This is a genomic window from Streptomyces venezuelae ATCC 10712, assembly GCF_008639165.1.
Classification (GTDB): Bacteria; Actinomycetota; Actinomycetes; order Streptomycetales; family Streptomycetaceae; genus Streptomyces; species Streptomyces venezuelae.
On sequence record NZ_CP029197.1, the window covers coordinates 2113298 to 2134466 of the forward strand.

Genomic DNA, 21169 nt, shown 5'->3' on the forward strand with positions numbered 1-21169 from the left:
GCGTTCGGCGGGCGGGCTCAGGGCCGTCAGCCCTTGACGGCACCGGCGGACATGCCGGTGACGAGGTGCCGCTGGGCGAAGAGGAACACCAGGGCGGCGGGGATGGCGATGAGCACGGAGGCCGCGGACATCGGGCCCCACTGGGCGCCGTACTGGTTGACGAACTTCTGCAGTCCGCCGGCGAGCGTGAGGTTCTCGTCGCCGACCATGAAGGCGGAGGCGTAGGCGACCTCGCCCCAGGCGGTGATGAAGGAGTAGAACGCGGTGACCGCGATGCCCGGCTTGGCGAGCGGCAGGATCAGCCGCCAGAACGTGCCGAAGGGCGTGAGGCCGTCGACGTAGCCGGACTCGTCGATCTCGCGCGGGATGGTGTCGAAGAAGCCCTTCATCATCCAGGCGCAGAACGGGACGGCGATGGTCAGGTACGTGATGACCAGGCCGGCCGGCTGGTTGAGCAGGCCCATCGTGCCCATGATGTTGTAGATCGGCACGATGAGGACGGCGACCGGGAACATCTGGGTGATGAGCAGCGTCCACATCAGGCCGCGCTTGCCGGGGAAGCGGAAGCGGCTGACCGCGTAGCCCGTGGTGGCGGCGATGAAGACGCCGATGACGGTGGTGAGGCCGGCGACGAGCAGCGAGTTGCCGAACCAGGTGAGGAACGGGGTGTCGTTCAGCAGGTTCGTGTAGTTCTCGAGCGTCGTCTCCTTGACGAAGTCCGTCGTGGTCGCGTACTTCGCCGGCTTGAGCGAGGTCAGCAGGACCCACAGCACCGGGAAGACGGCGATCACGGAGGTCACGATCAGCGTGACGTGCAGCCCCACCGAGGCGAGCGGCGAACGCCGGTTGCGGACCGGGGCGTTCATGACCTGGGGGGTGCCCGCGGTACGGGGGGCGGGGGTCGTGGTGGTCACCAGACTTCTCCCTGCTTGCGGAGGACGCGCCGGTAGAACGCGGCGAAGACCATCAGGAGGACCAGGATGAGGACGCCCCAGGTGGACGACTGGGCGAAGTCGCGCGGGCTGATCTCGAAGGAGAACTTGTACGCCTGGGTGACGAGGATCTGGGTGGCCTCGCCGGGCCCGCCCCGGGTGAGCAGGAAGATCACCGGGAACATGTTGAAGGTCCAGATGGTGCTGAGCAGGATCACCGTGGTGCTGACGGACCGCAGCCCGGGCATGGTGATGTGCCGGAAGCGCTGCCAGGCGCTGGCGCCGTCCATCTCGGCGGCCTCGTAGAGCTCGCCGGGGATGGACTGGAGCCCGCCGAGGAGGGCGACCATCATGAACGGGATGCCGAGCCAGACGTTGACGGCGATGACCGAGAACTTGGCCCAGGTGGGGTCGTTGAGCCACGGGATGCCGTCCATGCCGACGCCCGAGAGGATCTGGTTGAGCATGCCGCGGCGCTCGTCGTACAGGAAGCGCCAGGCGAAGACGGAGACGAAGCCGGGGACGGCCCAGGGCAGGATCAGCAGCATCCGGTAGAGGGAGCGGCCGGCGATCCTGCGGTTGAGGACGTTGGCGAGGGCGAGGCCGAGGCCGAAGGTGACGGCCACGCAGGAGACGGTCCACAGGACCGTCCATCCCAGGGTGGCGAGGAACTGGCTGCCGGTGACCGCGTCGACGTAGTTGTCCAGGCCGACGAACTCGTAGGTGGCCGGGATCTCGTTCACGCCGATGCTGCGGGCGACGTTCCGCTCGTTGGCGTCGGTGAACGACAGGTAGACGCCGCGGACCAGCGGGTATCCGATGATCACGCCGAGCACGGCGACCACCGGGGCGACCATGGCCCAGGCGTACCAGTGGGTGGAGAGGGATCGACGCACGGCGCCGCCGTTGTCACCAGTACCGCGGCTCCGGCCGCGGGTGACACCGTCACCCGCGGCCTTCGCCACCGACTGGCTGGGAGTGTCCACAGCCATCAGCCGGCCTGCCTTCCTTCTACTTCCAGTCCTTCAGGAGCTTGCGGTACGAGTCGCCGATGGCCTTGGCGCCGGCCTCCGGGGTGGTCTGGCCGGTGAGCACCTTGGTGTACTCGACCTTGACCGGCTCGAAGAGGCTGCCGCCCTCGGGGATCCAGGGGCGCTCGACCGACTTCTCGACGACCGGCTTGAAGAAGGTGATCAGCTCGTTGGTCGCGACGTCCGGCTTGATGTAGACGGACTGGCGGGTCGGGAGCAGGCTGAGCTCCTTCGCGATCGTCGTCTGGGTCTCGGCCGAGGTCATGTACTCGGCGAAGGCGTAGGACGCGTCGAGGTTCTTGGAGCCCGCGTAGACGGCGAGGTTGTGGCCGCCCTGCGGGGCGCCCTGGCCGGCGGAACCGGCCGGGACCGGGGCGATGCCCAGGTTGGCCTTGTCGGCGAACTCCTTGCCGGCGAAGGTGTCGGCGACGGCCCACGGGCCGTTGATCATCATCGCGACCTTGCCGTCCTTGAAGGACGCCTGCATGTTGTCCCAGCCGTTGGTGGCGTCGGTGATCGCCGCCTTCGAGTCGACCAGGTCCTTCACGGTGGCGAGGGCCTTCACGCCGGCCGGGTTGTCGATGGTGATCGACTTCTTCTCGGCGTCGACGAGGTCGCCGCCCTCGCCGTACAGGAAGGAGAGGAACCAGTACGGGTCGTCGCCGCGCAGGTACAGGCCGGTCTTGCCGGTCTTCTGCTTGATGGTGGCGGAGACGGTCTTCAGCTCGGCGATGGTCTTGGGGACCTCGACGCCGGCCTCCTTGAAGATCTTCTTGTTGTAGAAGATGCCCATGGAGTCGATGACCTGCGGGACCGCGTAGGTCTTGCCCTTGTACTGGGTGGAGGCGGAGGCCTGCTTGAGGAAGTCGTCCGCGTCCTTGAGGGCCGGGGTGCCGTCGAGCGGCGCGAGGTAGCCGAGGTCGGCGAACTCGGGGGTCCAGGCGACCTCGGAGCGGATGACGTCGGGGGCGCCGGAGCCGGACTGCGCGGCGTTCTTGAACTTGTTCTGCGCCTCGCCGAAGGGCACGTTCACGTACTTGACGGTGACCTTGGGGTGCTTCTTCTTGAAGTCCTCGGCGACCTTCTTGAAGACCTTGTCCTCGGAGCCGACCGTGGAGGTGTCCCACCAGGTCACGGTGCCGGAGAGCTCGCCCGAGCCCTTCGAGCCGCCGCCCGAACCGCTGTCACTTCCGCACGCCGCCAGGGTCACGCCCAGGGCGGCGACCAGCGCGGTGGCCGCTATGCCACGCCGCATGTGAACTCCTTCAACTGATCCCGGGGTGACGAGGGGCAGGAACCTTCCTCATGCGACCGCTCCCTCGCGGCGCTCCGGGTTGCCAGGAACGTAACAGGGATGAAAACGAGCCGAAAGACCTTGCGAGAACTTTCTGCAAGGACCGGCGATCGTTACATCCGCGTGTCCCGAAGGTTGCCGTTGAATCGCTTGACACCAGCTGACACACGCCCCTCGGGCGGCGCGCGGCCCCGCGCGCACGCCCCCGCCCCGCCCCGGGCGCCCCGCAACTCCTGCAAGACCTTGCAGGGTGGCTTGCATCACCTGTGCGGTGGGCAATACGCCCTGTGACCGGTACAGTCCATCCTCATGACCGCGCGGCTCTCCGACATCGCAGCCCAGGCGGGGGTCAGTGAGGCCACAGTCAGCCGCGTGCTCAACGGCAAGCCCGGTGTGGCCGGGGCCACCCGTGAATCCGTCCTTGCCGCGCTCGACGTGCTCGGCTACGAGCGGCCCGTGCGACTGCGCCAGCGCAGCGCGGGGCTCGTCGGGCTCATCACCCCCGAACTGGACAACCCGATCTTCCCCGCGCTCGCGCAGGTCATCGGGCAGGCCCTGACCCGGCAGGGATACACCCCGGTCCTCGCCACCCAGACCCCCGGCGGGTCCACCGAGGACGAGCTCACCGACATGCTGGTGGAGCGGGGCGTCGCCGGCATCATCTTCGTCTCCGGGCTGCACGCCGACACCACCGCCGACATGACGCGCTACGACCAGCTGCGCGGCAAGGGCGTCCCGTACGTCCTGCTCAACGGCTTCTCCCCCAAGGTCCAGGCGCCCTTCGTCTCCCCGGACGACCGGGCCGCCATGCGCCTCGCGGTGACGCACCTGGCCGCGCTCGGGCACACCAGGATCGGGCTGGCCGTCGGACCGAAGCGGTTCGTGCCGGTGCTCCGCAAGATAGAGGGCTTCCAGCAGGGCATGGCGGAGCGGCTCGGGCTCTCCCCCGAGGAGTCCGAGGCGCTGATCCAGCACTCGCTCTACACCCTGGAGGGCGGCCAGGCGGCGGCCGGGGCGCTGATCTCCCGGGGCTGCACGGCGGTGGTCTGCGCGAGCGACATGATGGCGCTCGGCGCGATCCGGGCCGCCCGGCAGCAGGGGCTCGACGTGCCCAGGGACGTCTCCGTCGTCGGTTTCGACGACTCCCCGCTCATAGCGTTCACCGATCCGCCGCTGACCACCATCCGGCAGCCGGTGCAGGCGATGGGGCAGGCGGCGGTCCGCGCGCTGCTCGAAGAGGTCGGGGGCACCCCGGCCCCGCACTCCGAGTTCGTCTTCATGCCCGAGCTGGTCGTCCGCGGATCGACCGCGTCGGCCCCGCCCCCCGTACGCGCCTGACCCCTACGGCTCCCGCCCCGCCGGTGTCATTCCTGAGGTGGACCGGGTGCGCCCCGAACCCGTCCGAGGGATGATCGGTCGGGGGGAAGGGATCTGGCAGACTCTCTCCCTATGGGTGAAACGACCGTGAAGAGTTTGGACAACCGGACGACCCCGTCGTCACCCATCGTGGCCGACGGCAGGTTCGCGCGCCTGCGTGCGCGCGCGCCCCGGCGTCCCACGATCTGGTTCGAGATCCTGCTCATCGCGGTGAGCTACTGGACGTACTCGCTCATCCGCAACGCGGTGCCGGAGCAGAAGGCCCAGGCGCTGAAGAACGCTGACTGGATCTGGCAGGCGGAGGAGTCCCTCGGGCTCGCCTTCGAGCACGCCGTCAACCATGCCGTGAACTCGGTGACATGGCTGATCGTGTCGATGAACTACTACTACGCGACGCTGCACTTCGTCGTGACCATCGGTGTGCTCGTGTGGCTGTACCGATGGCACCCGGGCCGTTACGCGGCGTTCCGCACCGTGCTGTTCGCCACCACCGGTGTGGCCCTGGTCGGTTACTACCTGTACCCGCTCGCGCCGCCCCGGCTGATGAACGGCCAGGACTTCGTCGACACGGTCCTGGTCCACCAGACGTGGGGCTCGATGGCCTCGGGCAACCTCAAGCACGTGTCGAACCAGTACGCGGCGATGCCGTCGATGCACATCGGCTGGTCGCTCTGGTGCGGCCTGACGATCTTCCTGCTGGCCAAGGCGCCCTGGGCGAAGATCCTCGGCCTGCTCTACCCGGCGGCGACCCTCGTCGTGATCGTCTCCACCGCGAACCACTTCTGGCTGGACGCGGTCGGCGGCATGATCTGCCTCTCCTTCGGCTTCGCCGTCTCCTACTTCTGGTACGGCTCCCGGCCGCACCGACTGCCCAAGCTCGTCGAACCGGTCCCCGGCGCGGTGACGCGCAGCGGCCCGCCCCCGAAGACGGAGGCGGACCGCGAGGACGCGGACGACGCCACGGACACCGGCGCCGCGGCGAAGGCCGTCCGGGAGAAGAGCGGCTCCGAGGAGTCGGTCAGCTCCGGAAGGTGATCCGGCCGCCGGCGACGGTGAGCCGGATCGGGGCCTGCCCGGTCTCGTCCGCCGGCGCCTCCACCGGGTCGACGGCGAAGGCCGTGAGGTCGGCCCGGTAGCCGGGCGCGATCCGGCCCGCGAACCGCTCCTCCCCCGCCGCGACCGCCGCGTGCGTGGTCATCCCCTCCAGCGCCATCAGCCCCGTCAGCCCGTGCCGGGCCGAGGCCGCGCCGCGCGGGGCCCGCGCGGTGGCGAGGACCTGACGGGCGTCGAAGTGCGCGATGGGCCAGTCCGAGCCGAGCGCGAGGTGCGCCCCGGCGTCCCGCAGGTCACGGCAGCGCCAGGCGCGGGCCGCCCGCTCCTCGCCGAGCCGCCTGGACCACTCGTCGGTGTGGTCGGCGCGGGTGTACGCGGTGTGCGGGGGCTGCATGGAGGCGACGACACCGAGCGCGGCGAAGCGGCCCAGCTGGTCGTCGGGGACCGTCTCGATGTGCTCGATCCGGTGGCGGGGACCGCCCGTACCCAGGCCTTCCACGGTGTCGAGGACGTGCCGGACGGCGGCGTCGCCGATGGCGTGGGTGGCGGTGCCGACGCCCGCGCGGTGGAGCCGGCCGACGGCGGCGGAGTACGCGGCCGGGTCGGGCCAGAAGGCGTCGGTGCCCCGGCCGTGGCAGTCGGCGTGTTCCAGCCAGGCGGTGCCGCCCTCGACGGTGCCGTCCATGAAGAACTTCACGCCGCCGACCGCCCACAGCCGGCCGGCCCGGCCCTGGAGCCGTACGAGCCCGTCCAGCTCCTCCTCGCCGACGCCGGGCATGCACCAGGGCGCGAGCCTCAGGCGCAGCGGCAGCTCGCCGTCCTCCTCCAGGGCGGTCAGGAGCCCGGGTACGTCGTGGCCGCCGAGGTCCATGACGTGCGCGGAGGTGAGGCCGGTGGCGGCCATGGCGGTGAGCAGCTCCACGAGCCGGTCGCGGCGCTCGGCGTACGGCTGGGCGGGCAGGACCGGGGTCATCAGGTCCATGGCGGCGTGCTCGACGAGGTGCCCGGTGGGGCGGCCGTCGGCGTCGCAGACGACCTCGGAGAGCTGGGCGAACGCCCGGGGTCCCGTGATGCCGGCGGCCTTGAGCGCGGTGGCGCTGACGAGGGCGGAGTGGCCGTCGTAGAGGCGCAGGTGGGCGGGGGCGCCGTCGAGGACGTCCTCGATCAGGTCGTGGTGGACGGGCCGGCCGCCGAAGACGTTGTGGTCGAGGCCGAAGCCGGTGATCCAGCCGTCGCGGCGCTCGGCGGTGCGCAGTGCCTCCCGGAGTCCTTCGAGGTCGGTGACGCCGGAGAGGTCGGTGCCGGTGAACATCTCCAGGCCCCAGACGGGGTGGCTGTGGGCGTCGGTGAGGCCGGGTGTGAGGGTGGCGCCGCCGAGGTCGACGACCTCGGTGCCGGGGCCGCGCCAGCCGCGGGCGTCGGTGGTGTCGCCGAGGGCGGTGATCAGTCCGTCCCGGACGGCGACGGCGGTGGCGCCGGTCAGCTCGGGGTCGCGGACGCGGCCGTTGACGAGGACGAGGTCGGGTGCGGACACGGTTCCGCTTCTCCTTCGGTGGTGGGTTCCGCCGCGAAGCGGGCGTAGGTCTCGGGGCGGGTGCGGCGCAGCCGGTGGGCGAGGACGAGCCCGAGGACGAGGACGGCGGGGACGACGGCGACGAGGACCGCGTTGACGGTCGGGGACGCCCCGGTGAAGAGCTCGACCTTGGAGGCGACCAGCCAGATCACGACGGCGAGGAGGACGGCGGCGGTGCCGGGGGCGACGAGGGTGCGCAGGGCGCCCTCCTGGTGGGGGACGCGCCGGAAGTAGCGGACGACGGCGAGGGCGGCGAGCAGCATCAGCGCCATGAGGCCGAGCATCCCGGGGGTGTTCACCCAGAGCAGGAGCTGGGTGTACGGGTCGGCGCCGGCGGCCGCGAAGCCGAGGACGACGGCCGCGCCGAGGGCGGTCTGGGCGAGGCCCGCGACGTACGGGGAGCGGTGGCGGGGGTGGATCCGGCCGAGCGCGGCGGGCAGGACGCCCTCCTCGGCGAGGGCCAGGCAGTAGCGGTTGATGGCGTTGTGGAAGGCGAGCAGCGAGGCGATGATGCTGGTCACGATGAAGACGTGCATCAGGTCGGCGGCCCAGGACCCGACGTAGGTGGTGATGGCGGCGAAGAAGAGTCCGCCGGTGTCGCCCGCCGCGGCCTCGACGACCCGGTCGTCGCCGAAGGCCTGGATGACGGTCCAGACGACGAAGGCGTAGAAGAGGCCGAGGAAGCCGACGGCGATGTAGGTGGCCCGGGGGATGGTGCGGGCGGGGTCGCGGGCCTCGCGGCGGTAGATCACGGTGGATTCGAAGCCGGTGAAGGCCGAGAAGGCGAAGGCCAGGACGGCGGCGGTGCCGGGGACGAGGACGTTGCCGGGGGCGAAAGAGGCGAGGGAGAGCCCGTTCGCGCCGCCCTCGATGAGGACGCCGCCGGCGAGGAGGACGAGTATGCCGGTCTCGGCGACGAGCAGGATGCCGAGGACCTTGGCGCCGAAGTCGATCGAGCGGTAGCCGCCGTACCAGATGACCAGGAGGCCGGCGAGGGCGATGGGGAGCCAGGGCGGGTCGGCGCCCCACAGGGCGTGGGCGGTGTCGTTGGTGGCGGAGCCGAGGAGTCCGTAGACGCCGATCTCCATGCCGTTGTAGCCGACCATGGCGACGAGGGCGGCGGCGATGCCGAGCGGGGTGCCGAGGCCCTGGGCGATGTACGCGTAGAAGGCGCCGCCGCTGCGGACGTGGCGGCTCATGGTGGTGAAGCCGACGGCGAAGATCGCCAGGGTGATGCCGGCGAGGAGGTAGCCGGCGGGGGCGCCGATGCCGCCGAGGACGAGGGCGATGGGGGCGACGCCGGCCATCACGGTGAGCGGGGCGGCGGCGGAGACGACGAAGAAGGAGATGTCGGCGGTGGTGAGGGTGCCGGTTCTCAGTCGTGGGGGCTCGTCGGGGGTGGGTGAGGACATGCGGGAGAAGCCCTTCTCGTAAACCTAAAGGCTTTCGGTTGGCGCAATGTAGCCTCGTGTCCAACGATTCGGGAAGACCTGAACAGCGGGAGAACGTCCATGGGCCGGCCCCACAAGCCCCTCCTCGACCGGGTGCGCATCACCACCACGGCACTCGAACTCGTCGACGAACAGGGCGACTTCAGCGTCCCCCAGATCGCCAGGCGACTCGGCGTGCAGACGGCGTCGGTGTACCACCATGTGGACGGCAGGGACGGCATCGTCGAGCTCCTGCGGGAGCGGGTCTGTGCCGCCATCGACAGCGGCACCCTCGACGAACGCCCCTGGGAGACGGCCGTCGCCGCCTGGGCACGGTCCTACCGGGCCGCCTTCGCCGCCCACCCGAAGGCGATTCCGCTGCTCACCACCTCACCGGTGCGCGCCCCCCGGGTCCTGGAGCAGTACGAGAAGGCCGTCGCCCTCCTCCTCGACGCGGGCTTCGCCCTCCCGGACGTCATGCCGGTGATCATCGCCCTGGAGAACCTGGTCCTCGGCTCGGCCCTCGACATGGCCGCCCCCGAGGCCATGTGGGAGCTGACGGACGAGGCGGCCACCCCGCAACTGGCCCGCGCCCTCGCCGCGGTGGCGGGAGGCCCCACGGACCGGTCCTTCGAGCTGGCGCTCGCGGGCTACCTGGCGCACGTCCGGAGGCTGCTGAACGCCCCGTAGAGGCCTATGCTTTTTGTGTGCGGTCCGTCGGGACCCGTCGCCCTGGCGCCTCGGCCGCACCACGGAGGTGGCTCGTGCCCTCCGCTCCTGGCATCCCCGGACCCGGACGGGACCGGTGACGATCGGAGACGAGCATGCTGTTCCGCCGGACCTGGGCGGCCGCGCTGACGACCGTCGCGACCCTGCTGGCCCTCGCGTTCACCTCACCCGCCGTGCCCGCCCCGGCCGCCGCACCCGCCGCCCCCGGACCGGGACTTGCCGCACCCGCCGCCCCCGGACCGGGACTTCTCGTCGTGGACTACCAACCCGCCGCGACATCCCAGGACCTGGTGGAACAGGAGTTCCTGCAGGAGAACGAGGTCCTGGAGAGCGCGGCGGCGCACGCCAACGCCCTGATCGGACTGCCCGCCGACGTCCCGCTGACGGCCACCAGCTGCGACGAGGTGAACGCCTTCTGGGACCCGGAGACCGGGTCGATCACCTTCTGCTACGGACTCGTCTCCGCCTACCGCGGCCTCTTCGGCGAACTCAACACCACCGGCACCGAGGCCCAGCAGAACCGGGCCACCGAGGACGACCTCATCGGCATCTCCAACAGCGTGGTCTTCCACGAGTTCGGGCACGCCCTGATCGACATCTACGAGCTGCCCAGCACCGGGCGCGAGGAGGACGCGGCCGACCAGCTGGCCACCCTGCTGCTCGCGGGCGACTCCCTGCACCAGGGATACGCGGTGAGCGCCATCGAGGCCTGGGGCGCCCTCGCCCGCGCCTCGGAGCAGGGCGACCTCACCGGGCAGCTGGCCGACGAGCACTCGCTCGACGCCCAGCGCTACTACAACGCGATCTGCTGGCTGTACGGCTCCGACCCCGCCGTGTACGAGGGAGTCGTCGTCCAGACCTCGGCCAACCCCGAAGCACCGCTGCCGGAGTCCCGGGCCGTCCGCTGCCCCGACGAGTACGACAAGATCAACCGGGCCTGGAGCACCCTGCTCCAGCCCTACCTGAAGACCTGAGGCCGCGGTTACGCGCCGTAGAACAGCTCGTCGACGATCCCCCTGGCCCGGCGGGTGATCCGCCGGTAGTCCTCGACCATCTCGCCGACGTGCCCCGCCTCGTAACCCAAGTAGCGGCCGACCGCCGCGAGTTCACGGGGGTCCGAGGGGAAGGTGTCGCCGGGCCGGCCGCGCACCAGCATCACCGCGTTGCGCACCCGGGTGGCGAGCACCCAGGCCTCGTCCAGGGTCTGCGCCTCCTCCGTCGGGATGAGACCGGCCGCGTGGGCCGCCGCGAGCGCCTCCCGGGTACGGGTCGTCCGCAGCCCCGGTTCCGCCCAGCCGTGCCGCATCTGGAGGAGCTGGACCGTCCATTCGACGTCGCTCAGACCGCCGCGCCCCAGCTTGGCGTGGAGCGTCGGATCGGCGCCGCGCGGCAGCCGCTCGGACTCCATCCGGGCCTTGAGGCGGCGGATCTCCCGGACCGCGTCCTCGCCGAGCCCCTCGGCGGGATAGCGCAGCGGGTCGACGAGTTCGATGAAGCGGTCGCCCAGCTCCCGGTCGCCCGCCATGGGTTCGGCGCGCAGCAGCGCCTGGCTCTCCCAGACGAGGGACCAGCGGTGGTAGTAGGCCGCGTACGACTTCAGGGTGCGGACCATGGGCCCGCTCTTGCCCTCCGGCCGCAGATCGGCGTCGATCAGCAACGGCGGGTCGGCGGTGGGCAGTTGGAGGAGCCGGCGCATCTCGGCGACCACCCGGTTGGCGGCCCTCGCCGCCTCCTGCTCGTCCACGCCCTCGCGCGGCTCGTGCACGAACAGCACGTCGGCGTCGGAGCCGTACCCCACCTCGTGACCGCCGAAGCGGCCCATGCCGATGACCGCGAACCGGGTCGGCAGCTCCTCGCCCCACTCGGCGCGCACGGCGGCCCGCAGGGCGCCCGCGATCGTCGCCGCGTTGAGGTCGGTGACCGCCTCCCCCACCCGGTCGACCAGGGCGCCCGGATCGGGCTCGCGGGGACTGTCCTCGGTGCCGTACGAGCCGATGAGATCGGCGGCGGCGGTACGGAACAGTTCCCTGCGGCGCACCCCGCGGGCCGCCGCCACGGCCTGCTCGGCGTCGTCGGCGCGGCCCACCGCCGCCAGGACCTCCTGCTCCAGATGGTCCCGGCCGCGCGGCCGCAGGCCCCCCGGGTCGCCGAGCAGCGCCACCGCCTCCGGGGCCCGCAGCAGCAGGTCGGGGGCGAGGCGCCCGGCGGAGAGGACCCGGGCGAGGTTCTCGGCGGCGGCGCCCTCGTCCCGGAGCAGCCGCAGGTACCAGGGGGTCTTCCCGAGGGCGTCGGAGACCTTGCGGAAGCCGAGCAGACCGGCGTCCGGATCGGCCGAGTCCGCGAACCAGCCGAGCAGCACCGGCAGCAGCGTCCGCTGGATCGCGGCCTTCCGGCTGACCCCGGAGGCCAGCGCCTCCAGATGGCGCAGGGCGGCGGCGGGGTCCGCGTACCCCAGCGCTTCGAGCCGCTGGCCGGCCGCCTTCGGGCTGAGCCGGATCTCGCCGGGCGCCAGCTGGGCGACGGCGTCGAGCAGCGGCCGGTAGAAGAGCTTCTCGTGCAGCCGGCGGACCACGGCCGCGTGCCGCTTCCACTCCTTGTTGAGCTCGGCGACCGGGTCGGTGCGCAGCCCGAGCGAGCGGCCGAGGCGGCGCAGGTCGGCCTCGTCCTCGGGGACCAGGTGGGTGCGGCGCAGCCGGTACAGCTGGATGCGGTGCTCCATGGCCCGCAGGAAGCGGTAGGCCTCGTCGAGCTGGGAGGCGTCGGCCCGGCCGACGTAGCCGCCGGCGGCCAGGGCGGCGAGCGCGTCGAGGGTGGTGCCGCTGTGCAGTCCGGCGTCGCTGCGGCCGTGCACGAGCTGGAGGAGCTGGACGGCGAACTCGACGTCGCGCAGGCCGCCGGGGCCGAGCTTCAGTTCCCGGTCGATCTGGGCGGCGGGGATGTTGTCGACGACCCGGCGGCGCATCTTCTGTACGTCGGTGACGAAGTTCTCGCGCTCCGCGGCCTGCCAGACGAGCGGGGACACGGCGTCGATGTACTGGGCGCCGAGCTCCGGGTCGCCGGCGACCGCGCGCGCCTTGAGCAGGGCCTGGAACTCCCAGGTCTTCGCCCAGCGCTGGTAGTACGCGAGGTGGGAGGAGAGCGTACGGACGAGCGGACCGTTGCGGCCCTCGGGGCGCAGATTGGCGTCCACCGGCCAGATCGTGCCCTCGACGGTGGTCTCCGAGCAGATCCGCATCAGATGCGAGGCCAGCCGGGTGGCGGCCTGGATCGCCTTGCCCTCGTCGGCGCCCTCGGCGGGCTCCCCGACGAAGATCACGTCCACGTCGGAGACGTAGTTCAGCTCGTGGCCGCCGCACTTGCCCATCGCGATCACCGCGAGCCGGCACATGGCGGCGTCGGCGGGTGCGGCCGAACGGGCGATGGCGAGCGCGGCCCGCAGGGTCGCGGTCGCCAGGTCGGCGAGCTCGGCGGCGGCCTGGGCGACGTCGGTGGTGCCGCACACGTCACGGGCCGCTATGGCCAGCAGGCACCGGCGGTAGGCGACCCGCAGCGAGACCGCGTCGACGGCCTCGGCGAGCCCCCGCTCGAACTCGGCGACCCCCGGATGCAGGTCCACCGCCTCGTACGTGACGAGCGACTCCCAGTCGCGCGGGTGCCGGGCCAGGTGGTCGGCGAGCGCCTCGGACGCGCCCAGGACCCCGAGGAGCCGGTCCCGGAACGGCTTGGCGGCGAGCAGGGTGGCCGTGAAGGTCTGCCGCTCGGTCTCGGGCTGCGCCTCGACGAGACGGACCAGGCCGCGCAGGGCGAGGTCGGGGTCGGCGGTGGCACCGAGGGCGTCGAGGAGGACGGGATCACCGCGCAGGGCCGAGAGCCCGGGCACGTCCAGGAGCCGCTCGGCCCCGGACGGGTCGGTGAACCCGTGCCGCAGCAGACGTGAGAACGTGCTGCTCCTGCGTCCCGGCACCGTCATTCCGCCGCTCCTTCCGAGCACGTCAGCCCCGTGGTGGAACCGGGGTGGATCGAGCCTATCGGGAGCCGGGGGCGGGGGCGTTCAGAGCTTCACCCCGGAGCGGATCACACGTGATGTCCCGCACATCAATGGCTTTTCCCGGGCGATGAACCGTATTCCTTGAAAGTCCGTCTTGCTCGGGGCGGACCACCCCGGTCGGCCACGACCCGGCTCCGCATGCCCCGCCGCCCCGACTCCTCTGGAAAGCGCCCACCCACCATGCCCGTACGTCTTCGCCGCCGCCTCCCGTCCCGCCGCACGGCCATATCCACGACGGTCTCCGCCGTCCTGGTGGCCGGCACCGTCGCCGGTCTCCTCACCGTCACGGGCACGCCGAGCACGCCCTCGGCCCAGGCGGTGCCGACGGCGAAGACGCCCGCGCCCACGGACGACCCGGTGATGTACGTGAAGCCGATGCCGGTCCCGCCGACCGGCGCCGCACGGGACAAGGCCGGGGCGTCGGTGATGCAGATAGTGGCGCACCCGGACGACGACCTGTACTTCATGAACCCGGACGTGTCGCAGTCGCTTCGCTCCGGAGACCCCCTGACCGCCGTCTACCTGACGGCCGGCGAGTCGGACGGCGTCAACGCCCGCCCGCGGGACGCCAAGGGCATGGAGCCCGACAAGGCGGGCTACGCCGAGGCCCGCCAGAACGGCATACGCGCGGCGTACGCCGAGATGGTGACCGGCGACCGGACCAGCCCCTGGGACCGGGTCGCGATACCCACCGCCGGCGGCGGGGCCGCCGAGATGGACACCCTGCGGGCGAAGCCGAAGATCAAGCTGGTCTGGCTCCAGATACGCGAGGCGGGCGCGACCAACCAGGACCGCCCGCACAGCCTCAACGGCCTCTGGCACGGCCGGATCAGCACGCTGGAGTCGCAGCTCTCCGCCGGCACCCCGGTCACCGCCGACTTCCGGTACACGAAGGACGAGGTCGTCGCCACGATAGCGGGGCTGCTCGACCGCTTCCGGCCCACCTTCGTCCGCATGCAGGACCCGAGCCCCGGCACGAACAAGAAGGGGAAGATCACCGACCACCAGGACCACCTGTACGGGGCCCGCTTCACCCAGGCCGCCCTCGCCCGGTACGGCGAGCTCCCCGGCCACCCGCACGTCGCCGTGCAGAACTACCTCGGCTACCCCACCACCTGGCTGCCGCACACCCTCGACCCGCAGACCGCGGGCGAGAAGCTCAAGACCGTGAAGACCTACGCCTGGATGGACGGCGCCGAGGACTGCGGCACCATCGCGGGCTGCGGCGACCTGAAGGTCGCCGCCCGGCCGGCCGGCCGGGGCTGGACCTCGACCATCCGCTACGCCCGCGGCACCTCCACCTCCTGGGTCCAGCGGGACCGGGACGGCGGACTCCACGCCTTCTCCGTACTCGACGGACGCCTCGCGACCTGGCGCAAGCCCGCCGGCGGCGGCGCCTGGCGCGGCCCGGAGCTGCTGCCCGGCGACGGCGGCCTGGACAGCGGGGTCACCTCGGTGCGGCTGGCCGACGGCCGCATCGCGGTCTACGGCACCCGCACGGTGCTCACGAACTACCACCGGGAGGTGGTCGGCACCACGCAGACCACCCCGGGCGGGGCGTTCGGCCCGTGGCGCTCGCTCGGCACGCCGGAGAAGAACGACGCGCTCGGCACCTCCGACATCAGCGCGCCGGCCGTGGCCGTGGGCGCCGACGGGCGGACGACCGTGTTCCTGCGCGACAGCAAGCGCCGGCTGACCGCCCGCGAGCAGCGCGCGGACGGCGGCTGGGGGCCGTGGCAGGTGCTCGGCGGCACGGAGGTGACCGGCGACCCGGTCGCGACGAAGGACGCGAAGGGCCGGACGTACGTCTTCGCGAGCACCCCGAAGACCGTCCTGATCTGGTCGCAGCACGTCCCCGGCGGGCCGCTCACGGGCCCGGCGCTGACCGGGCTTCCGACGACGACGCAGGCGCTGAGCGCGGCGCCGGACCCGACCGGCAAGGGCGTCCGGCTCTGGTTCCGCAAGCCGTCCTCGGGCGACCTGCGGAGCGCCGACTTCTCCGGCGTGGGCCCGGTCTCCCCGATCAAGGAGCTGCGCGGCCGGGTGGCGGGCTTCGGCCCGGTCAGCGGCGGCGACTCCCTGCTCGCGGTCCGTTCCCGGACCGGGTACCTGGCGACGGCCTCGCACGGCAGGACGGGCGCGGCGCCGGCCTGGAAGCTGGAGAAGTTCCTGTTCGCGGGGGCGCCGGACGCGGGCACGGACGGGGTCGCGGCGATCGGCCTGGACGGCCGTCTGTACTGGACGCCCGCCGGCCGGTGAGTCCGGGAAAAGACCGGGCGGGAATGGCGATTCGGCGTGCGCGACGGCGCGTTCCTGGGCGACGGTGGTACGGCCCTGGTGTTCGCGGTCGCGCGTGAAGGAGACCCCCCATGAACTGGACCCTCGAAGTCGTTCCCGTCCCGGTCACGGACCTGGACGAGGCCAAGGAGTTCTACGCCGGGAAGTGCGGCTTCACGGTCGACCTGGACACCGAGCTGGCACCGGGCATGCGCCTGGTCCAGCTGACGCCGCCGGGCTCGCGCTGTTCGCTGACGCTGCTGAGCGGGATGCCGGCGATGCCGGGCACGAAGGAGATGGCCCCCGGCACCCTGCAGGGCCTCCAGTTCTGCGTCACGGACATCGAGGCGGCCCGGGCGGAGCTGGTCGGCCGTGGCATCGACGTCTCCCCGGTCCAGCACGTGGGTGAGAACGGCTGGGAGCCGGGCAAGGGCGAGACCTGGAACTCCTTCATGACCTTCGAGGACCCGGACGGCAACGGCTGGGTGGTCCAGGAGGCCCCGTCGGAGCTCTCGGAGCGCTGAGCCGGAGACAGCCGCTGGGGGGCGCCTCGCCGATCGGGCCGGGCGCCCCCCGGGCCGTGTCCGGACTAGAACGCCACGGAGAAGTGCCGGAGCTTGTCGTCCTCGGCCACGCACCGCATCCCGGCGGCCTCCATCACCCGGTGCGAGGCCGGGTTGTCCAGGTCGGCGTCGCCCTTCACCCCGGCGGCGCCGGCCGTCCGGGCGATCTCGAGGAGCGCCCTCAGCGCCTCGGAGGCGTACCCCTTCCCGCGCGCGGCGGGCACGAGACCGTATCCGACGGTGGCGAAGCCGACCTCGTCGGGCGGGCCGTGGAACCCGATCCCGCCGACGGCGACACCCGTGTCGAGCAGCCGTATCTCATAGAGCCCGAACTCTCCCGGATGGCCCCGCTCGGCGGCGCCCCGCAGGAACCCGGTGTTCGCGCGGACGTCTCCGTCCGACGGATACCCCTCCCCCCACCGGTCCCCGTCGCCGGGCTCCCGGGCGACGATGCGCTCGGCCTCGGCGACGGTCAGCGGATGCAGCAGGAGTCGCGCGGTGGCGACGGAGAGGATCTTCACCCGCGCAGTCTGGGACGGCACCGGCCCGCCGGGCAACGCATTTCCCCCCCGCCGGCCGCGACCGGGCGCCAGGTGCCCCGCCCGCCGGCCGACACCGGGCGTCAGCCGGCCCGCCCGCCGGCCGCCCAGCGCCGCAGCCTCGTGGTGTTCTGCCGCTTGCGCGCCCGCGCGGCGCCGGTCTCCCCCGACACCACCGCGAACGCCGTGACGGGGGTCCACCGGCTCCGCCCCCGTGCGGAGACCCACCGGACGGCCGGAAGTCCGGTCACGCCGGTCACGGCCGCGCGCGGGACGACCCGCGTGCGCAGGAACCCGCGCACGACGAGCCGCTCGGCCTCGCACCGGACGCCGGCCCGGTACCCCCGCACGGCGAGCACCACGCCCCCCGCCCCGAGCCCCACGGCCGCCCACACCCGGGCCCCGTCGGCCTCGGCGGCGTACGCGGCGCACCCGGCCGCGAGCAGGGCGCCGAGCAGGGCGTTGGCCACCCGGTTCGCGACGGTGGGCACGAGCTCGGCACCGCGCACGCCCCGCACCGGCCCTTCCGCGCCTACAGCACCGGCAGGTTCTTGCGGAGTTCGAAGGCGGTGACCTCGGAGCGGTACTCCTCCCACTCCTGCTTCTTGTTGCGGAGGAAGTGACGAGACGCTGAGGGCACCTCAGCTCCAGCTGAAACGAGCACTTGAGATCGTCTCCCATGTGGTTGTTGTTGGGTATCTGTGGCTACGGATGGCGGCCCCGGGACGGCCCACAGACGGCCCAGTCCTGTCCGGTTCGGCTGGGACGCGCGCCTGATGGTTCTCGCGCCGGCAGGAGTTCACGCGAGCACGTCGTCCTCACAACCGGGCCAAGCAAGGGTGATCCCAACTCTCTCGCACAGGGCGACCCATCGTGAGTCCGAGGGCTCACGCTCCACCCACAGAACGGCCCTTACAGAAGCGGCCCTGTCCCTGAGCCTGTCGTGGTAGTCGAGCAGTTGACCGATCCCCGCGCGCAGTTGACGTGTCTCGTTGGCCGGTGTCAGCGACTTCACCTCGCACACCGTCAGCTCGTCAGTAGTCAGACGCCATCCGAGGTCGAAGTCGGGGTCCGCGACACCTGGCGAGAACACATCCAGTCCACGCGCGGCAGCAGCCTTGGCCAGGTCGTTCTGCAGCTTGCGGTGCGCCTTGAGGTTCCTCCCGACGAGATCCGAGTCAGAAGGGCTGAGCTGAGCAGGCGACGGCGCGACTGACTCGTCCGCCTCGCGATATCCGCAACCGACCGGGACGCTCGCCGGCTGAGTAGAGCGGCCTACTGGCGCGAGATGGAACTGGATGACAGGCCTGAGCGGGCCGCCGCCCGTCTCCGGTGCCTCGCCCCAGGAGTACGGCTGCTCCGGGTCCACCGCGAACTCGCCGACGTACCGAACGATGCCGCGCGACCCCTCAAAGAGTCGCAAGGCGAGCCCGAGTTTCACGTGGTCGCGAGTAGACGCGTTGCCCAAGCTGTCGAAGGTCTGCGGTCCGGTCTGTCCATCGCCGGTGTAGTGGAAGGTGCCGTCCTCAGCCCACTTGTCGAAGTAGCCGTGCTGGTGCCCCGTCTTGGGATCGCTGAACAGCAGCACGTTGTTCGACTTGGCGCACTTGCTCATACCGCCCTGGCGGCTACCACCGTAGCGGTCGTGCAGCTCCTTGCGCTTGATGGTCTGGCCAGGCAGGAGGTGCCAGGCAGGCGTGGTGTCCATAACCTGTCCGTCAGTGAAAGCCTCCTCGAAGGCACTCCACTGCTCCTCCGTCACCCGGTGCGGATTTGAGGCAAACAGGGTGCCCAGAGGCGACCGCTCCCCGAAGCGCGGGTCCTCCTTGAATCGCTGCCGCGGTATCGGCTGCGCAAGCCACTCATCCATGACCAGCGGCGCGTACCAGCGCGTTCCAGGGTCCTGCTGCCAGTACTCATCCGGGGCGCTCGGCTGCTGCGTCGGCACTCCGGTGATGCGCCCGCGGCCAACAAGCCCTCCGCGAGGTCCCGTGACCCACATAACGAACTGGTCGCCGGCAGCCAGCTCCTTCAGGTGCCTTCCGACGCTCCAGGACCTGAGGCTGTGCCCATCCTGCCGGTACCTGTCGAGCTCGAACATCTCCTGGTTGCACGCCAGAAGCCACGTCGCCATGCCCACCCCCGTTGGGTCGATGAGATCAACCCCATGAGGCTACGACAGCACACCGACGAGCCGCGGAGCCTGTCCAACTGGGCGCTTGCACCCAAACACCAGACTCCCTGCACCTCCAACGGCACCCGCCGCACCACGGCCGGAACTCAGGCTCCCAACCATCGAAAACGCTGCGTCACGGTGGCTCGCATGACAGCATTCACTCATGGAACTGTGCCGTGTCACCCTCGAAGGCTACCGAGCTTTCCAGAAAGCCGAATGGGAACTGCCGCCCACGGGCCTTGTCTTCGTAGCGGGAACTAATAACGCAGGGAAGTCGTCCCTACTGTCCAGCTTGGATATCATTGCTGGAATTGCCGAGTTTGGACCTGGAATGGGATACCAGAACGCCCAATGCCAGGCCCCTGCCCGCATAATAGCCACATTCAGCCTATCAAAGGGGACGCGGAAAGAGATACTCTCACGCATTACTGGAATCAAAAGGGAAGAGGAGGCCTTCAGGAAAGTCGAATTCATATTCGACCTCATTCCAGACAAGGGGTTCATCATCTCCCAGATCACAGCCGAGTGGCCGGAAAGCGGGATGGTCGCCGTAGCGTATGCCGAATCTCCCAACGGCCACCAGTACAGCTATTTCGCAATTGGCCCTGACCAGTCTGGCACCCCTCTCGGCAGCATCGGTTTGTCTAAGCGCATAGAGGGAGCAGTGGATCGTGCACTGGAGAGCCTCCATGTTCACTCAAACGAACTGCGCCCGCTATGGGATGCATTCAACAATTGGCGATCTCGCTTCTACCACTTTAAGGCGCTACGGGGAGGATCACCCCGGTCCATGGAGCTTTCTAGCCAAAGCCTCCTCGATCCTACTGGAAGTAATCTCCCTGCGGTTCTACTTGACCTTCAAACGAACCGCTCACTCCTTATGGATAAATTGCGTTCGATTATTTCGCAAATGGTCCCAGATGTCGGCAGACTGGAAACTCCAACGCAAAGTAATCGGCTCTCTGTCGCCTTCACTGATCCCTTCAATGGAGGTTTTCAGCACAACCTTAAGGAGTTGGGTACGGGCGTCGAGCAGCTACTGCTGACTCTCGTCGTCGGCCTAACAGAAAAATCTCCCTCAACTCTTGTTGTCGAGGAGCCGGAGACGAACCTGCATCCCGCTGCACAACGGGCACTGCTAAGCCTCTTGAAAGAGTGGGCATCAGATCGACTGATCATTGCCGCCACACACAGCCCGGTAATGTTGGACTGGGCCCCCGGCGGAAATCAGCTTTGGCAAATTACGCGAAGTAACGGAATTTCACAACTTTCTATGATTGACGAGCCACCGCTAGAACTACTCCGTTCTCTCGGCGTTCGGATTTCCGACGTCCTGTCGGCTGACCGCATCCTGGTAGTCGAGGGACCCTCCGATATAGACGTTCTCAACACGTGGTTCCCCGAGATAATGAGAAATCCGAGGGTGTCGGTAATCCCTGGAGGTGGTGGCGATAACGCACGGTTCGCCAACCTCTTTGTTGAGTGGTTGACGCACTCAGATCGCCTTGGGGCGCGACACGTCCTCTATCTTCGCGATAGGGATGAGCTGACCCCTGAGGTCGTGGATAAGTTGACGAGAGCAGGGAACGTGTACGTTCTCGGCTGTCGAGAAATCGAAAACTACCTACTCTCCCCTGATGCGATTACTTCCGTACTGGCTCGCGAGTCGGGCCTGAAGTGTGAGGCAACTCCTGAGGCCGTGCAGGAGTTGATTCACCAGAGCATTGAAGAGTTGAAGCCTTTCATGGTCGTCAATCGAGTTGCGCGCCGGCTCCCTGGGGTCCGGCTTGTAGATAATCAGATGCGTGGCACTTTGGCGAAGTCTGGGGCATCCGAGGAGGATTTCTGGGAAGTAATTAAGGGGCGCCTTCCTGACCCTAATCGGATGCGCTCTGACCTTCGCGACCTCTGGGAGGTAGCTAGCCGCGAAGTGTCGGAAATGACAGAGGAGCAGTTGATCAAGTGGGCACCTGGGGAAGAGATTCTAGACGGCATCTATATGCATTTCCTTGGGCGCCGCTTCAAAAAGACAAAAGACGGAGGTGAACTTGCTGCTGCTATTGAAAATCCACCAGTAGATTTGGCTGCGGCCCTGGAGCGATTCATGTCGGACAATGATCCTGAACCGTCCTAGGTTGTGAGGGAAA

Annotated in this window: 16 protein-coding genes and 1 pseudogene; 7 read left to right on the forward strand and 10 right to left on the reverse strand. The window is 70.0% G+C overall.

All coding sequences use genetic code 11. The annotated features are described in order from the left end of the window. Positions 1–26: 26 nt before the first annotated feature. Genes DEJ43_RS09370 through DEJ43_RS09380 form a run of 3 tightly spaced genes read right to left on the reverse strand, consistent with a single transcriptional unit; the run spans position 27 to position 3218 of the window. A complete protein-coding gene (locus tag DEJ43_RS09370; protein ID WP_086024677.1) occupies positions 27–866 on the reverse strand; it encodes a sugar ABC transporter permease in 840 nt (279 codons plus the stop codon). 44 nt (positions 867–910) lie between these two features. Then, positions 911–1924: a carbohydrate ABC transporter permease gene (locus DEJ43_RS09375; RefSeq protein WP_041662312.1), complete on the reverse strand. Its 1014-nt coding sequence runs from the start codon at positions 1922–1924 to the stop codon at positions 911–913. 19 nt (positions 1925–1943) lie between these two features. Next, positions 1944–3218, reverse strand: coding sequence for an extracellular solute-binding protein (locus tag DEJ43_RS09380; RefSeq protein WP_015033099.1), 1275 nt, complete (start codon positions 3216–3218; stop codon positions 1944–1946). Between the two features lie 348 nt (positions 3219–3566). On the opposite strand from DEJ43_RS09380, the gene DEJ43_RS09385 reads away from it, so the two are divergent. Further along, the gene (locus tag DEJ43_RS09385) at positions 3567–4595 is read left to right on the forward strand and encodes a LacI family DNA-binding transcriptional regulator (RefSeq protein WP_015033100.1); all 1029 of its coding nucleotides are present in this window, start codon (positions 3567–3569) and stop codon (positions 4593–4595) included. 111 nt (positions 4596–4706) lie between these two features. Beyond that, positions 4707–5669: a phosphatase PAP2 family protein gene (locus tag DEJ43_RS09390; protein ID WP_015033101.1), complete on the forward strand. Its 963-nt coding sequence runs from the start codon at positions 4707–4709 to the stop codon at positions 5667–5669. Here the strand turns inward: DEJ43_RS09390 and DEJ43_RS09395 are convergent. Further along, a complete protein-coding gene (locus DEJ43_RS09395) occupies positions 5653–7221 on the reverse strand; it encodes an amidohydrolase (RefSeq protein WP_015033102.1) in 1569 nt (522 codons plus the stop codon). The two genes, DEJ43_RS09390 and DEJ43_RS09395, sit on opposite strands and share 17 nt — an antisense overlap. Next, entirely contained in the window at positions 7167–8672 is a 1506-nt protein-coding gene (locus DEJ43_RS09400) for an APC family permease (RefSeq protein ID WP_015033103.1), read from the reverse strand. The genes DEJ43_RS09395 and DEJ43_RS09400 overlap by 55 nt, the downstream gene beginning before the upstream one ends. Positions 8673–8771: 99 nt before the next feature. Here DEJ43_RS09400 and DEJ43_RS09405 point away from each other — a divergent pair, with 99 nt between their 5' ends. Together DEJ43_RS09405 and DEJ43_RS09410 are read left to right on the forward strand one after the other, a co-directional pair. Continuing rightward, on the forward strand, positions 8772–9380 hold the full coding sequence (locus DEJ43_RS09405; RefSeq protein WP_015033104.1) for a TetR/AcrR family transcriptional regulator: 609 nt from the start codon (positions 8772–8774) through the stop codon (positions 9378–9380). A 134-nt stretch (positions 9381–9514) separates the two neighbouring features. Further along, complete coding sequence (locus DEJ43_RS09410; RefSeq protein ID WP_015033106.1) at positions 9515–10393, forward strand: DUF4344 domain-containing metallopeptidase; 879 nt, start codon at positions 9515–9517, stop codon at positions 10391–10393. An 8-nt stretch (positions 10394–10401) separates the two neighbouring features. On the opposite strand, the gene DEJ43_RS09415 is transcribed toward DEJ43_RS09410, so the two are convergent. Next, entirely contained in the window at positions 10402–13389 is a 2988-nt protein-coding gene (locus tag DEJ43_RS09415) for a bifunctional [glutamine synthetase] adenylyltransferase/[glutamine synthetase]-adenylyl-L-tyrosine phosphorylase (RefSeq protein WP_015033107.1), read from the reverse strand. A gap of 258 nt (positions 13390–13647) precedes the next feature. Between DEJ43_RS09415 and DEJ43_RS09420 the strand changes: the two genes are divergently transcribed. Continuing rightward, positions 13648–15726: a PIG-L family deacetylase gene (locus DEJ43_RS09420; RefSeq protein ID WP_041662313.1), complete on the forward strand. Its 2079-nt coding sequence runs from the start codon at positions 13648–13650 to the stop codon at positions 15724–15726. Positions 15727–15836: 110 nt separating this feature from the next. Continuing rightward, positions 15837–16268, forward strand: coding sequence for a VOC family protein (locus DEJ43_RS09425; RefSeq protein WP_015033109.1), 432 nt, complete (start codon positions 15837–15839; stop codon positions 16266–16268). Between the two features lie 65 nt (positions 16269–16333). On the opposite strand, the gene DEJ43_RS09430 is transcribed toward DEJ43_RS09425, so the two are convergent. From DEJ43_RS09430 to DEJ43_RS09445, 4 genes and pseudogenes are all read right to left on the reverse strand, one after another. Continuing rightward, entirely contained in the window at positions 16334–16828 is a 495-nt protein-coding gene (locus tag DEJ43_RS09430) for a GNAT family N-acetyltransferase (protein ID WP_015033110.1), read from the reverse strand. 101 nt (positions 16829–16929) lie between these two features. After that, positions 16930–17355, reverse strand: a complete 426-nt coding sequence (locus DEJ43_RS09435) for a hypothetical protein (RefSeq protein WP_233447931.1) — start codon at positions 17353–17355, stop codon at positions 16930–16932. Positions 17356–17378: 23 nt separating this feature from the next. Continuing rightward, positions 17379–17465: pseudogene (locus DEJ43_RS37760) on the reverse strand (glutamine synthetase); the annotation flags it as partial. Positions 17466–17645: 180 nt separating this feature from the next. Then, positions 17646–18980 carry an SRA domain-containing endonuclease gene (locus DEJ43_RS09445; protein WP_015033113.1) on the reverse strand — a complete coding sequence of 445 codons (1335 nt, stop codon included), beginning with the start codon at positions 18978–18980 and terminating at the stop codon, positions 17646–17648. 205 nt (positions 18981–19185) lie between these two features. Between DEJ43_RS09445 and DEJ43_RS09450 the strand changes: the two genes are divergently transcribed. After that, on the forward strand, positions 19186–21156 hold the full coding sequence (locus DEJ43_RS09450) for an AAA family ATPase (protein ID WP_015033114.1): 1971 nt from the start codon (positions 19186–19188) through the stop codon (positions 21154–21156). Positions 21157–21169: the final 13 nt, after the last annotated feature.